Source organism: Cupriavidus basilensis, from assembly GCF_000832305.1.
GTDB classification, from domain to species: Bacteria; Pseudomonadota; Gammaproteobacteria; order Burkholderiales; family Burkholderiaceae; genus Cupriavidus; species Cupriavidus basilensis_F.
In genome coordinates this window covers 801,437-814,982 of record NZ_CP010537.1, presented here as the reverse complement: position 1 = coordinate 814,982, position 13,546 = coordinate 801,437, and the positions used below count along the sequence as shown (strand labels likewise).

General features: G+C 57.6%; 9 protein-coding genes and 1 pseudogene. 4 read left to right on the top strand and 6 right to left on the bottom strand.

Annotated features, from left to right (window positions below; genetic code table 11):
- Nucleotides 1–17 precede the first annotated feature (17 nt).
- The gene (locus tag RR42_RS24430; RefSeq protein ID WP_043353763.1) at nucleotides 18–593 is read right to left on the bottom strand and encodes a VOC family protein; all 576 of its coding nucleotides are present in this window, start codon (nucleotides 591–593) and stop codon (nucleotides 18–20) included.
- Between the two features lie 474 nt (nucleotides 594–1,067).
- Entirely contained in the window at nucleotides 1,068–1,754 is a 687-nt protein-coding gene (locus tag RR42_RS37900) for a TetR/AcrR family transcriptional regulator (RefSeq protein ID WP_158408307.1), read from the bottom strand.
- Between the two features lie 196 nt (nucleotides 1,755–1,950).
- Here RR42_RS37900 and RR42_RS38825 point away from each other — a divergent pair, with 196 nt between their 5' ends.
- A complete protein-coding gene (locus tag RR42_RS38825) occupies nucleotides 1,951–2,895 on the top strand; it encodes a helix-turn-helix transcriptional regulator (RefSeq protein WP_082055088.1) in 945 nt (314 codons plus the stop codon).
- A 451-nt stretch (nucleotides 2,896–3,346) separates the two neighbouring features.
- Here the strand turns inward: RR42_RS38825 and RR42_RS24420 are convergent, their stop codons facing one another.
- Nucleotides 3,347–3,790 carry a nuclear transport factor 2 family protein gene (locus RR42_RS24420; protein ID WP_043353761.1) on the bottom strand — a complete coding sequence of 148 codons (444 nt, stop codon included), beginning with the start codon at nucleotides 3,788–3,790 and terminating at the stop codon, nucleotides 3,347–3,349.
- A 409-nt stretch (nucleotides 3,791–4,199) separates the two neighbouring features.
- Between RR42_RS24420 and mdeB the strand changes: the two genes are divergently transcribed.
- The 3 genes from mdeB (at nucleotide 4,200) to RR42_RS38820 (ending at nucleotide 9,474) form a co-directional block, all read left to right on the top strand.
- A complete protein-coding gene (gene mdeB / locus RR42_RS24415) occupies nucleotides 4,200–6,914 on the top strand; it encodes an alpha-ketoglutarate dehydrogenase (RefSeq protein WP_082055086.1) in 2,715 nt (904 codons plus the stop codon).
- 57 nt (nucleotides 6,915–6,971) lie between these two features.
- Entirely contained in the window at nucleotides 6,972–7,841 is an 870-nt protein-coding gene (locus tag RR42_RS24410) for a fumarylacetoacetate hydrolase family protein (RefSeq protein ID WP_043353760.1), read from the top strand.
- Between the two features lie 454 nt (nucleotides 7,842–8,295).
- Nucleotides 8,296–9,474 carry an OmpP1/FadL family transporter gene (locus RR42_RS38820; RefSeq protein WP_082055085.1) on the top strand — a complete coding sequence of 393 codons (1,179 nt, stop codon included), beginning with the start codon at nucleotides 8,296–8,298 and terminating at the stop codon, nucleotides 9,472–9,474.
- Between the two features lie 55 nt (nucleotides 9,475–9,529).
- Here the strand turns inward: RR42_RS38820 and RR42_RS38815 are convergent.
- The 3 genes and pseudogenes from RR42_RS38815 to RR42_RS38140 all read right to left on the bottom strand — a co-directional run.
- Nucleotides 9,530–10,374: pseudogene (locus RR42_RS38815) on the bottom strand (efflux RND transporter permease subunit); the annotation flags it as partial.
- A gap of 31 nt (nucleotides 10,375–10,405) precedes the next feature.
- Complete coding sequence (locus RR42_RS24390; protein WP_043357802.1) at nucleotides 10,406–11,839, bottom strand: aldehyde dehydrogenase family protein; 1,434 nt, start codon at nucleotides 11,837–11,839, stop codon at nucleotides 10,406–10,408.
- Nucleotides 11,840–11,876: 37 nt separating this feature from the next.
- Entirely contained in the window at nucleotides 11,877–13,502 is a 1,626-nt protein-coding gene (locus RR42_RS38140; RefSeq protein WP_043353753.1) for a GMC family oxidoreductase, read from the bottom strand.
- Nucleotides 13,503–13,546 lie beyond the last annotated feature (44 nt).

Genomic DNA, 13,546 nt, shown 5'->3' with positions numbered 1-13,546 from the left:
TAACCTCTGCTACGCAATCAAACAATCTTTACGGTGGAGTCGAAGCGGCGAGCGCCAACATGTGGGCGCTTCTTGAGTCCGGCCTCGGACTCGCCCGCGTGAAAGCGACGAACAAGCTCCGACGGATCAAAGTCGACGCCAATTGGGTTCTCGGCGAATTCCGGAGAATAGAAAAATCTGGTCGATTCTTCGATGGTGTCGAAGTTCTCCACCTGCAGCTCGAGTTGATTCCCATCCGGATCACGGTAGTAGAGCGACGTGGTCGGACCATGATTGGTACACCAGACTGGTTCGATGCCGAGCTCCTTGGCACGTTCGTAGTTACCAATCAGCTCTGCCAGCGAGCCGTAGGTAAATGCAACGTGATGAACTCCCGCGACTCCTGCCTGTTGATCTGCGAGCTCGGGCACATTGAGTACGGCGATTCGATGGTGTTCCTCATCGTACGTGAGGAACGTCAACACGTCGTTTGCAAAGGACGGGTGTGCGCATAGGAGGTTGGTGTAGTACCGGACAACCTCCTGGTAGCGGGATGTTCGCAGAACAAAGTGCGCGAACTTGGCAGGCGGCGTTGCCGCGCGAGATGTCGTCATTGTCGTCTCCTATTTGTTTTGGCGCCCCGGGGATCGAAAAGGCGCTCGTTAGCTATGCTCTTGCGCAGGTAGCGACGCTCCCGGAATCCGGTAGCGATTTCTCTCGGATCGCAAACCAAGGCTTCTGCCGGGACTTCGGCAAGCGGGGATCGCCACGTACAGCTTGATTTGCCATTGCACGAAGTATTGACAACCCTCGGCAACACCACTGTGTGAACATTGCTGTAATGTGGATTGCTTGTGGGAATATGCGTCTCCGGTTGCCGAGCGAGGCTTGTGCGTCGCACAATAGGAAGACGTTGTGTTTAGTAGCCTGCGGAAGAGGCTGCTGCAAGACTCAGAGCTGAGCAACGGAGTATCAACAACGACGCGAAGGAAGGCGATGCTGATGTGGGTACGACTTCAGGGAGGCGGCCACGCAAGTCCGTCGCCAAGCGCGCGCCGTCAATCCGATTACCTGGGCACCCGATGTGCTCAGAGTGCCAAACCGTGGAACAGGACGTCAACCACAACGTCTGCGTGTCGAACGCTCGGGCCCGCTCCCTCTGTCAGAAATGCCTCTGAGAACCGAAAAGCTGCTGACGGCCCGAAGAAGATGATGGTCGCGCCAATCATGATCTCAAGTAAGTTCAAAACGGGAGCGTTTTTGATCTGCCCCTTTTTTTGAGCTGCCAGGATCAGCTCCTCCATTGTCTTGTTAAGCGGGTTGATGTACCGCTCCATAAGGTATGCCAGGCGCTCTGTATCTTCGCGCCCCTCGACAATGGCAATCATGAAGAATTCTGGCCGGCGCGCCACAAATTCGACGTGACGTCGTAGTGTGACTTTCAACGCATCGACCGGCTCCAGGTCCCGCAGCGACGAACTGAAAATGGCCAGGTCCTTGATCAATTCATCGAACAGGAAGTCGACGGAAGCCTGCCAAAGCTTAAGCTTGGTTCCAAAGTGATAGTTGATTAGTGGCTGGGGCACACCTGCGTCAGCCGCAATCTGGGTGACCGAAGCGCCATCGAACCCACGCCTCGCGAACCATCGCATCGCCGACGAAAGAATTTGGGCTCGTGTCGTGCCATCCACCCTGGAAGATTGGCCGCCCTTCGTCATCGCTCGCTTTTCGCCTACCGAACGCCGGCTAGGCTCTGCTGCCGCTGTCTCACTCATGTGACCCCCTGCCGCTAACGTACGGTGCATTCACAAATATACCGCCTCAGCCACATTCAGCAAAAAAAACGTGCTTTATTGCGCATATTCGTGCGGGTTTTTACCGGTTTAAATTTATTTTATACGTTTATATACTTCGAGGGAACCAAGCGTAAACTGGAGGCGCCCCCAGAGTCGCCGCTGATAGGAGACAAACATGTCCTTGATCCCTCGCGAAGAGGCGAACCGCGGAATCGCCGGCGACTTCCACTGGTGGAAGAACCTGGGATATTCGGAGTTGGCGACGGCAGATTTGATCGATGTGCCCGTTGCATCATTGCTGGATACACCATGGTGCTCTATTCATAGGGTATCGGTCGGCGCCAAGCCTCACTCCGCACGGTTTCGTCGCAGTCAACACACGTTCATGATTTTCGACCGTGGAAGCTTCGTCGACGGAGAGCGGCACGTATCCGGGCTGCGCTCTGCCACATCATCCCCTCTAGATCGAGGAATTGATGTCGTCCCCGCAAACACAGAATTTCATGCGCTCGCTAGGCAAGGCAGCAACATTGGCTGCATCCTTGTATCGGTCAAGGATGATCATGGCCAGGCGGATTCCGAAACCACACCTACCCGCAGTCCCCTACACCCTTCTCTCGGTCTCACCGGACATCTGCTTTTTCCACTTTCAGACAGGCTTCGACAACTTTGCTCTGGAAGCGATGGAGAGCCTGTCGATCCGCTATATCTCGAGACATTGGTGGAGATGCTCGCCGTGGAAGTGCGCTACGCACAGAACGACGTTAGCGCCTCATCATCGCGTTGCTCGGGAGGCCTTTCGTCTCGGGCACGGAACATCATCAGAGAATTTGTATCAGAGAATCTGGATCAGAAGATTGATCTTGCAACCTTGGCGGAACGGGTAGGTCTCAGCCGCTTCCACTTCACTCGCGCTTTCAAGACTTCATTCGGTGTTCCGCCATATAAGTATCTGCTAAACCTCAGAATTCGGAAGGCATCAGACTTGCTTAAGTCCTCGCGGACGCCCATAACAACCATCGCACTAGAGGTCGGATTCTCCTGCCCGAGCGAATTCGCCCGCGCGTTTAAACAAATCATGGATTGCACGCCACGCGAATATCGGCTACTGAATCGCTAGGGATGCTCTGCACAAACGCGAATCGACTGTGCCTGGATGTTTGACAGGAAGCCGAATGTGCCACGACGCCAACCTATCAGACCGGAGCGAAGCTGTCTGGCACGCGCAGAGCAGCATTCGCGGGCTGCGCGCGAGGCATCGGCCCGAGCCAGAAACGCGCTCAGTCCCCGGCAGCCACAGTTTGCCGCGCGCCATCCACAAGTTGGACAGCGCGACAAAGTCATGAGTTGTGCGGTGTACTGCCGCACTTGCCTTCCGGGGCGTACGGAGCGATCAGCATCACCAGATCGACTCACGGCACCACGCGGTTCATCTCGTCCCCAATTAGCCGGCGGATGTGCTTGCCATGAATCGTCGAGCCGGCGAGCATGGTCAGTTTGCTTCATCCACTACGTGCAGAGCCTCCCTATCCCTATCCCTATCGGCGGCCGTCGACGTGACGGCCTCAACACTATGTTGCATTGGCCAACAGCACTGGCATCACGACGCGTTCCATGATTCGCCAGACCTGGTCTGGCTCCAGAACGTAGGTCTCCGTCACATCGGCTATCACTGCTGCCGTTGTACTCCGCTCTCCGGCATTACCTCGATAAAGTGTCACAAGGGACGTCGCCAAAACGCTGCCGTCCTCCTGGCGGATCATCCTGACGTTGGTAACAATGTGGCGACTAACCCCATCCCGCTGCGCGGCGCGCGCCTTGAGAAATCCCTCAACGGATTTTTTCCCGTCATAAACAGCTGGCACCGGGGCGCCCTTGGCAAACTCCAGACGAGCTCCTTCTGCGAAGAGATCTATCGCCCGATCGGCCATGTTGTTGTCAATGAGCCAGACATGGTCTGCGATGGTCTGCGAGATAGAAATCCAGGTACTTTGATCAATGGTCAAATGACCCATATCAACATCCATTATCAATACTTGTTTCGTACATTGTCCTCTCGGCACCAGGCATAAGAAGACACGCGGATAGCACTCTGGCTCAGTATGGAGGAGAACGGATGAATCTCTCCCGGAACCGTGCGGTACTGTGGATTGATTGCGATTGATTCTCCCCAAGCAACCGCCGAGAGCAGAGTCCGCCATCACGGAGTACCAGTTCCGGACAGTCGCGCTCCTTCCTCATGATGGCCTCAGATTCCTCCGCAAGTTTCCCCAAGTACCGCACGATTCTTCCAGCCCCGCCGCGGCCGGCCATGCATCCTACGTAAGACTGGTCCCATGGCCGCCCATCAAAAATCAGCGCAAACGCCAGGACGAAATTTGGCCAAGAGGTTGCTGAACGCGCTGACGCCCCTGCCGATTACCTATGAATGATCGAAACCAACACTTTCTCGACATCGCCCACGGCGAGCAATCCCTGGTCGATAGCGACCCTCAAGAGACCGCCGAGTGGCGCGATGCACTGCTGTCTCTCGTCGATGCCGTAGGGCGCGATCGGGCACATTTCATCCTTGACATGCTCGCGACACTGGGCCAACACCCGTCAATTGGCTGGAAGCCGCTTCGCGGGACTCCCTATGTCAATACCATTCCGGTAGACCGGCAGCCACATTTCCCAGGCGACCTTGCGATGGAAGAGCGCCTGGGCTCCATCGTGCGGTGGAACGCGTTAGCCATGGTGGTGCGCGCAAACAAAGCATATGGAGAACTGGGTGGGCACATCGCTAGCTACGCTAGCGCAGCTGATCTTTTTGAGGTCGGGTTCAATCACTTCTTTCGTGCTCGAACCGACTCCTTCGGCGGTGACCTGGTCTTCTACCAGGCACACTCCGCGCCAGGCGTCTACGCGCGCGCCTTCCTCGAAGGCCGCCTCGAAGAGCGCGATTTGGCTCATTATCGACAGGAAATCACGGCGAACAAAGCCGGAGCCCGGGGGCTCTGCAGCTATCCCCATCCGTGGCTGATGCCAGATTTCTGGCAGTTCCCGACCGGCTCAATGGGAATTGGCCCGATATCGTCGATCTACCAGGCTCGCTTCATGCGATACCTTCAGCATCGCGGCTTGCTCAACACTGAGGGGCGCAAGGTCTGGGGTGTATTTGGCGATGGCGAAATGGATGAGCCCGAGAGCATGTCCGCGCTAACCCTCGCTGCACGCGAACGCCTGGACAACCTGGTCTGGGTCGTCAACTGCAATCTGCAACGACTCGATGGCCCCGTTCGCGGCAATGGCCGCATCATGGACGAGCTGGAGGAACTCTTTGCCGGGGCAGGTTGGAACGTCATCAAGCTGGCGTGGGGCTCGGACTGGGACGGTCTGTTTGCCCGGGACACAATTGGAGCGCTGATTCAAGCATTCTCCAACACTGTCGACGGCCAGTTCCAAACCTTCGCTGCAAAGGATGGTCGTTACAACCGGGAACACTTCTTCGGCCAAAACGAAGCCTTGGCTAGCTTGGCGCAGGGTCTTACGGATGAGCAGATTGACCGTTTGAAACGCGGGGGTCATGACCTGGTCAAGATCTACGCCGCCTATGATGCAGCAACCCGACATCGCGGACAGCCCACGGTCATTCTGGCGCAAACGAAGAAGGGCTTTGGTATGGGCGATGCCGGCCAGGGAAAGATGACGACCCACCAGCAGAAGAAGCTTGACCGAGACGATCTCATCAGCTTCCGCAATCGCTTCCAGCTGCCACTGACCGACGAGCAGACTGAAGCGCTACATTTCTTCAAACCAGCGGAGGACAGCGACGAAATGCGCTATCTGCACGCGCGACGCGAAGCGCTCGGTGGCTACGTACCCTCCCGTTCCATCAAGGCGCCCCCACTCAAGGTCCCCGCGCTCGCCGACTACGCGCGCTTCGCTATAGAAGCCGATGGCAAGGAGATGTCGACCACGATGGGCTTCGTGCGAATGCTCAGCAATCTGCTAAGGGATAAGACGCTCGCTCCGAGGCTCGTGCCAATCGTTGCGGACGAGGCACGTACCTTCGGAATGGCAAATCTCTTCAAGCAGATTGGGATCTACTCGAGCGTCGGCCAGCACTACGAACCGGAGGACATCGGTTCCATCCTCAGCTATCGAGAGGCATTGGATGGTCAAATCCTGGAGGAAGGCATCAGCGAAGCCGGAGCTATTAGTTCCTGGGTTGCGGCGGCGACTAGCTACAGTGTGCACGGCCTCCCGATGCTCCCCTTCTACATCTACTACTCCATGTTCGGCTTTCAGCGGATTGGGGACCTCATCTGGGCCGCCGCAGACCAGCGAGCCCGAGGGTTCCTGCTTGGCGCCACGGCGGGCCGCACGACTCTTGGCGGCGAAGGCTTGCAGCACCAGGACGGAGGCAGCCTTGTCACCGCTTCAATGGTGCCGAACTGCCGTGCCTACGATCCCGCCTTTGCCGGCGAATTTGCGGTAATCCTCGACCATGGAATGCGCAGCATGCTAGAGAATCAGGAGGACGTCTTCTTCTACGTCACTCTGATGAACGAGAACTACCCTCAGCCTTCCCTGCCCGAAGGCGCGGCCGAGGGGATCATTCGCGGTCTCTATCTTTATGGCGCCAGTCAACTTGCCGAGGCCGGCGAGAAGGTGCGCCTTGTTGGCTCGGGGGCGATTCTCCGCGAAGTAATCGCTGCGGCGGACTTGCTTTCGCACGACTGGAATATTGAGGCCGAGATCTGGAGCGCAACGAGCTTCAGTGAGCTGGCACGTGAAGCTCGCGCAGTCGAGCGATGGAATCGGTTGAATCCCGAGGAAGAGCCCCGCCAAAGTTATGTTGGCTGCGCCCTTTCCGGAGAGACTCCGGTAATTGTCGCCACAGACTACGTACGAGCATGGCCACAGCTCATCGCGCCCTACGTCGACGCAAGGCTAACGGTGCTGGGCACCGATGGTTTCGGGCGTAGCGACACGCGGAGCGCTCTGCGCAGCTTTTTTGAGGTTGACCGCCATCACATCGTCCTCGCAGCCCTTGAATCACTTGCCCGAAGCGGTCGCATCAACCCAACGCTCTGCAAGGAAGCCATAGAGCGCTACGGCATCGCCGTGGATCCGAAAGCTCCATGGGAGTGTTAAGGCCAAGATCAGTATTCTCGAGACACCGTCTACCCCCACTAGCATGAGAGGTCGCCAATGAGGCTCGCTACTTTTGAAACAACCCCAGGCCGTCCACGCCCTGGCCTCGTCGTCGATGATGGGATCATTGACGTCAGCCTCCACATCCCAGGCGTACCCGCTGACACCGTTAACTTGATTGAGAATTGGTGCCAATGGCAAGACGCTTTGGCCCGCTTGGTGACGCGCGTTCGCGCCGACGTTCGGCTCGATGGCGTCACACTGCTGGCGCCCGTTCCAAGGCCGGGCAAGATTCTTGGCATCGGTCTGAACTACGCCGATCATGTTGCGGAATCCAAGATGGAACCCCCAACAGACCAGCTATGGTTCGCCAAGATGCCGACGGCAGTCACCGGCCCATTCTCCGCAATCGAAATCCCAATGGTCTCGGATGCCCTCGACTACGAAGCCGAGCTCGCGTTCATCATTGGTCGTCGTTGCCGTCACGTTTCAAAGAGCGACGCACACAAGTTCATATTCGGGTACTGTGCCGCGAACGACGTATCCGTGAGAGATTGGCAGTTCCGGACAACCCAGTTCCTTCTCGGGAAGTCGTTCGATACGCATGCACCGTTCGGCCCTTGGATTGTCACGGCAGACGACATCAACGACCCTCACGAGCTTCCCATCAGGTGCTTCGTCAATGGAGAACTGCGTCAGAAATCCAACACCAGGAATCTGATCTTCAACTGCTATGCCCAGATAGAGCATCTCTCGAAAGTCATGACACTAGAGCCGGGTGACGTCATCTTTACAGGCACACCAGGAGGCGTAGGCTGGGGCCACAAGCCACCGCGCCCTCTGCGCAGCGGCGACCGTGTAAGGGTGGAAATTGACGGCATCGGAGCCATAGAAAACCTGGTCCGCACCGAAACGAAGTCGCACTAACGCTTCGCGTAGGCGAAGCTGGCATCCCAGCTTCGCCTAGCCGTAACCCTCAGTGGCGGACAATCGCTCGCCTCCCATTTCATCGTTCGCTCCCCATTTCAGCATTCACAGTGCTCTGCTGCGTCCAGCACGCTCTCGGCTTCCCTACACGCGGGAGTGCGGAGTTGCGTGACGTGATCACCGGAATTTTCATGGAAGTCAGTCCAACGATACATGATTCGTGCTCGCGCCGTTTGTTCGAACTTCCAGAGCAACATTCCCCAATGACCGCAACATCCGGCAAGCCAGCATCCATGTCCTCCTTCATGCTATCTGTGCCGCGCCAATAGGGAAAACGATCAACTCACACACCGACAAATGGATGTGTCCAAGCTGATGCAAGCCTTGTTTTGGCCCGAATTCCGGGCTAGCGGTGGTGGCACGTGGCGCGAACAAATATAACTCGGAGACGAAAATGTACCCCCGTAGGAAGAAAGTAGCGGCTGTCTCGTTCTTGGTCTTGGGCTTCAACCTAGCGTGCAACACCGCGCGCGCGAATAATGGATCAGAATTGTCGGCCAACGGCGCGCTGGCAGCCGGCATGGGCGGCGTCGGCATCGCGATCCCCCAAGGAGCGACCGCTGCGGCAGACAATCCTGCGGGCATGGCCGGGGTCGGCACAAGGCTGGACCTGTATGGTGTGCTGGTTTCCGCAAGGGTAAATGCTTCGTTCGGCACCGAAACGAACTCGCACTTTTCCAACGTCATTCAACCCGCTCCAGGCTTTGGATTCAACTATCAAATTGATCCACGGTGGACCGTCGGTGTGTCCGTCACCGGCGCAGGCCTTGGGACCAAGTACAGCTCGCCAGCTCTACCGATTCCGGGGCTTGCTGACGCCCGGTCAAGCCTCATGATCGTCAGAACCAGTCCAACGGTAACCTACAAGCCAGCCTCAAATGTATCGCTGGGCGCGTCGCTCATCATTGGCGCGCAACAGTTTCGAGCAAACGGTGTGGTCGGCGCCGGTCCTGGCGGTCCTGCCGCCGTTCCCACCCACGGCGACTCATACGCAGGGGGAATCGGAGCCGGATTCGGCGTTCTGTGGGACCTGACCCCGATGGTTAGCCTCGGGGCGTCGTACTATACGAAGACGCGGTTCAGCCCGCTTGCAGGCTATCGTGACGACCTTCTGGCATCAAGCAACGGGCATCTAGATAGTCCATCGAAGTACGGAGTAGGCATCGCAGTGAGGCCACTTTCCGGACTAACCATCGGTGCAGATTTTCTTCGAATCCTTTGGAGTGGAGCAGCAGGCTACAACGATCCAGCTACATTCAACTGGCACGATCAGAACGTCTTTCGAATCGGTGTGTCATACGACATCAACCCCAGTTGGACAGTACGGGCCGGATTCAGCGCCGCCAATTCCTTTATTGATTCGGACCATACTCTAGCGAACTTCTATGCGAACGGCATCACAACGAAGTCCGTTACGGCGGGATTCAGCTACAACGTCGATAAAGCCAATACTGTAACCTTCGCACTGGAGTACGATATCCCCCGGACGGTAACCGGAACGGGACCGAGCACAGGTACGAATATCTCGGCGAAGTCTCAGTGGTACACCATCGGCTACACGCACAAATTTTGAGCCCAAGGACTTTCTGAGGACAGCCTGGGGCAGCTGCTTGCTCCAGGCTGGCTCAGATCTTAGCGACTTCCGCCTCAAGTGCCTTGCCAAGGTCGAGCCCGTTCCAGTTGTCGCGCATCACGACACCGCGCAACAATCCCGGTTCGCAGCCGTCGCGGACCAGGAAGGTGGCGGGGGCGTCATAACCACACTCGACGGTCGCCACATCCGACAATTTCAGCGTCCGCCCCTGCGCGACGATCGGGCTCTGTCGAACGCACCATCGATGCAAAGGAAGACCTGTGGCCCCTTGGTCTCAATGGATCCGGCAGGGGTCAGCACGTTCTGGCTATTGAGCGCGACGAAGATGTCCTGCGGTGTAACCCCCAGCGTAGCCAGACGAACATGGGAGAAGGACACGAAGATGCGTTCAGGTTGTTCCCCGATGATGTTGACCTTCTTCACACCCGCAACATGCAGTAGTTGCTGACGCAGTGCTTCCGCATCGCGCACCAGCAGTCTCTGTGGTTCCCCTTTGGCCTTGAGGGCAAAGAGCGCAAACGTCACGTCTGCATATTCGTCGTTGACCAACGGGCCAATGACACCCGCAGGCAATTTCTTGGCCTCGTCCCCAATCTTCTTGCGGGCTTGATAGAACTACTCCTGAACTTCCGACGGTGGGGCACTATTAAGCAGTGAAACCATGGTGAAGGCCAAACCGGGCCGTGTGTAGGTTTCCGTGCTGTCGTACCACCGCAGTTCCTGCATGCGCTCTTCCAATGGTTCCGCCACCTGATCCTGCATCTCCCGAGCCGTCGCTCCCGGCCAGGCAGTGACGATCGTCATCTGCTTACCCGCAAACTGTGGATCTTCCGCACGCCCGAGCGTGAAGAACGCCAGAATGCCTGCGGCAGAAATCAGTAGGGGCGTCGTGGAGTCCGATTCGTAATCCTCATAGTCGTATCGTCACGCATTTGAGATGCGTATAGTTGCGCAGCGCCTCAAGTCCCTTCTCTCGACCGTACCCGCTCAGCTTGTAGCCACCCATCGGCGTTTCGACTCCGCCGGCCATGTATTCGTTGACATAGACCTGTCCCGCCTCTAGCAAGGTCGCCATGCGATGGGCGCGAGCCAAATCGCGCGTCCAGATGCCGGCGGCGAGACCATAGTCGCTGTCGTTCGCAATCCGGATTGCCTCGGCCTCGTCATCGAATGGCATCACACAGGCGACCGGACCGAATACCTCCTCGCGGGCAATGCGCATGGAATTGTCAACGCCCGTATAAATCGTTGGCAACACGAACCAACCATCGGCCAGCGCCGGATCGTCGGGCAAGCGGCCGCCCACCGCCGCCACCGCACCTTCCGCTCTTGCTATGGCATAGTACTCTTGGACCTTTTGGTACTGTGCGTGGGTCGTCATCGGACCGACGGTGCCATCAACTGCACCAACGACATAGGATTGCATGGCTTTCTTCATCGCCACCACGAATTCATCATGAATCGAGCGTTCTACCAGAATTCGAGTACCCGACAAGCACACTTGACCGGCATGGGTCAGAAACCCCTTGAGAACGCCTGGCGCGGCCGCGGCGAGATCGGCGTCGGCAAAGACGATGTCGGGGGACTTTCCACCTAGTTCGAGCGTGAGCGGCAATATCCGATCGGCAGCCAACCTTGCGATGGCTTGCCCAGCGCGTAGCGATCCAGTGAATGTGATCTTTCGCACTTGAGGATGAACCACCAACGCCTGGCCAGCCTCCAACCCCACGCCGGTAACGACATTGAGCACGCCTCGAGGCACGCCGCATTCGACCAGAATACGCGCCAGTGCCAATACCGAGCCTGAAGTTGCCTCCGAGGGCTTGACGACGACGGTGTTTCCAGCCGCCAGCGCTGGCGCGCAAGCCCGGCCTGCCTGGTTGATCGGCGCGTTCCACGGCAATATAGCTCCGACCACACCGTAGGGTTCGCGAATCGTATATGAGTGGTAGCCGGTTCCCAGGCCAATGGTCTCCCCCATCAGCGCGGTCGCCAACCCGCCGAACAATTCGAAATACTGTGCAGTACCTTCGATTTCGGCCAACGCCTGCAACGGCGATTTTCCGGTTTCCCGTGATTCGATGGCCGCCAACTCTTTCGCCTGTGCACGGATAGCGAGTGCTACCTGAGTCAGCAGCCGGCCGCGCGCGATCGGACGCATATCGCGCCATTTTCCGAATGCATCGGCTGCCGCAGTGACTGCGGCCGAAACATCGTCCTCATTACCCAGGGCGACTTGGCTAATGACCCGGCCGCTGCGCGGATCGAATGCGTCGATGTAGGAACCGCCAGCGGGCAGGCGCTCACTTCCATCAATGAAGTGGTTGAGTGTATATGTAGTCATATCATGAAAGATGTACAAAAGACCTAGGATTTTCGTATCAACTGCGGGCGTCTTCCAAGATCATGTCAGATGCTTTCTCCGCAATCATGATCGTCGGGGCGTTGGTGTTGCCGCTCACAATGGTTGGCATCACTGACGCGTCGACCACGCGTAGGTTTTCGATGCCGCGCACACGTAACCTTTCATCGACTACCGCCAAGGAGTCGGAGCCCATCTTGCACGTGCCTGCCGGGTGGAACAGTGTTTGGCTGCTGCGCCGGATGAACTCGACCACCTCTGAAGCCGATCGTACATTTTCACCGGGTAGATACTCACGAACCACCATGTCAGCCAATGGCGCCGTGGCCGCAAGACGCCGGGTCCACTCCAGCGTCGCAACCATGACCCGCATGTCATCGGGATCGGTAAGGTAATTGGCATGGATAACGGGCGCGTCGAAGGGATTGGGCGAGCGAAGCAGAATTTGTCCACGTGAGCGCGGCCGAAGCATTGCGCTGGCGAACTGAACGCCAGCAAAGGTATGCATTCGCAGCTTGTTCTTTGAATCAAAGGCGAAACTCAGTGGCCGGAAGCTCAACTGGATATCTGGCACCTTGATGGAAGTACTGCTGCAAACAAAAGCCACCGCGTGCGAAGCTCCAATGGCGAGCGGGCCGCGCCGATGCAGCAGGTAATCGACACCGTTGAGATATTTGTGCCACCCGGAAAGCGCGGCATTCAGTGAGGCGTCTTTGCGGACCTCATAGCAGGCGTTGATGGCCAGATGATCCTGCAGATTGCAGCCTACGCCGGGCAGCGCATGCCGCACCCGCACCCCCATCTCCTGCAGGTGATCTGGGGGGCCAATGCCCGACAACATAAGCAGATGCGGTGAACCGATCGCCCCTGCACTGAGGATCACCTCGCGCCGCGCTCGTATCGTCCGGCTCTGTCCTCGACGTATGTACTCGACACCTACTACGCAGCGGCCATCGAGGTGTAATCGAGTCACCACCGCCTCACTCTCGATGGCTAGGTTGGTACGCTGGCGCACTGGCCTTACATAGGCATGCGCGCTCGACCAGCGCCGGCCTTCGCCAATGGTGTGCTGAAGGTAACCCACCCCTTCCGCATCACCGCCGGCAACCACGTCGTCATGTCGTGTAAGACCAACCGCTGCACCTGCCCGCACAAACGCCTCGGTCGTCGGATGCTGGCGATGTGGAAACGAAACGTGAAGCGGGCCTCCGACCCCACGAGACTCGCTGGCGCCATAATCGTTGTGTTCGGCTCGCTTGAAATACGGCAGTACATCGCTCCAAGCCCAGCCAGGATTCCCTTGCGCCTGCCATCGGTCGTAATCACTAGCAAAGCCTCGAACATAGACCATGCCATTGATCGAACTGGAGCCGCCTAAAATCTTTCCACGCGGCCAATACACTTGGCGGTCGCCAAGGTTTGCTTCCGGCTCCGTAAAAAACTTCCAGTTGAGCCGCTCGTTGAAGAAGAGATTCCCAACACCCGCCGGCGTGCGAACCCAGAACGGTTCGGCATCCTTCCCGGCCTCCAGGAGAAGCACACTGACGTTCGGCGAAGCACTCAGACGGTTTGCCAGGACACAACCTGCTGAGCCCGCACCTACAACAATGTAGTCAAACTCTGTATCGTGAGTTGAGGAATTCATATTAGGTTCATGCACAGCTAGGGTGGCCTCCGACGAACTACAGT

Excerpts from the sequence above, each read along its gene's own strand:
- RR42_RS38825 (WP_082055088.1), top strand. The coding sequence starts at position 1,951 with ATGTCCTTGATCCCTCGCGAAGAGGCGAACCGCGGAATCGCCGGCGAC.
- RR42_RS24390 (WP_043357802.1), bottom strand. The coding sequence starts at position 11,839 with ATGACTACATATACACTCAACCACTTCATTGATGGAAGTGAGCGCCTG.
- RR42_RS37900 (WP_158408307.1), bottom strand. The coding sequence starts at position 1,754 with ATGAGTGAGACAGCGGCAGCAGAGCCTAGCCGGCGTTCGGTAGGCGAA.
- mdeB (WP_082055086.1), top strand. The coding sequence starts at position 4,200 with ATGAATGATCGAAACCAACACTTTCTCGACATCGCCCACGGCGAGCAA.
- RR42_RS38820 (WP_082055085.1), top strand. The coding sequence starts at position 8,296 with ATGTACCCCCGTAGGAAGAAAGTAGCGGCTGTCTCGTTCTTGGTCTTG.
- RR42_RS38140 (WP_043353753.1), bottom strand. The coding sequence starts at position 13,502 with ATGAATTCCTCAACTCACGATACAGAGTTTGACTACATTGTTGTAGGT.
- RR42_RS24430 (WP_043353763.1), bottom strand. The coding sequence starts at position 593 with ATGACGACATCTCGCGCGGCAACGCCGCCTGCCAAGTTCGCGCACTTT.
- RR42_RS24420 (WP_043353761.1), bottom strand. The coding sequence starts at position 3,790 with ATGGGTCATTTGACCATTGATCAAAGTACCTGGATTTCTATCTCGCAG.
- RR42_RS24410 (WP_043353760.1), top strand. The coding sequence starts at position 6,972 with ATGAGGCTCGCTACTTTTGAAACAACCCCAGGCCGTCCACGCCCTGGC.